Genomic DNA, 484 nt, shown 5'->3' on the forward strand with positions numbered 1-484 from the left:
GCTGAACCCGCCTCACCTTGCCCAGCGCCCCGCCGCGCGAACGCGGCAGCACCGGCTCGCTGTTCGCCGCCTCGCGCTTCGTCAGCGATGCCCCGTCGAACGCCACTGCGCCGCGACCGCTGCCCTCGTCCAGCCGGAACTGACCCACCGCGCGCATCAACGACCTCGCCTGCTCTTCCAGACTTTCCGCCGCCGCCGCTGCCTCTTCCACCAGCGCCGCGTTCTGCTGCGTCACCCCGTCCATCTGGCTCACCGCCTGCGTCACCTGCGATATCCCGCTCGCCTGCTCCTGGCTCGCCGACGCAATGTCCGTCACCAGCCCCGTCACCTGCCGGAAGCTGTCAACCACCTGCTCCATCGTCGCGCCCGCTTCGGCCACCAGCTTCGCGCCCCCGTCGACCCGCTCCACCGAGTCGGCGATCAGCCCCTTGATCTCCTTGGCCGCCTGCGCGCTCCTCTGCGCAAGGTTCCTCACCTCGCTCGC

The 484-nt window shown here is 70.9% G+C and carries 1 protein-coding gene; it reads right to left on the reverse strand.

Going from position 1 to position 484, the window contains the following annotated elements; all coding sequences use genetic code 11:
- Positions 1-484, reverse strand: a 484-nt coding sequence (locus NMQ16_RS19165) for a methyl-accepting chemotaxis protein (protein WP_257082567.1), incomplete at both ends; no start/stop codon positions are given.

This window comes from Methyloversatilis sp. XJ19-49, from assembly GCF_024580145.1.
Lineage (GTDB): Bacteria > Pseudomonadota > Gammaproteobacteria > Burkholderiales > Rhodocyclaceae > Methyloversatilis.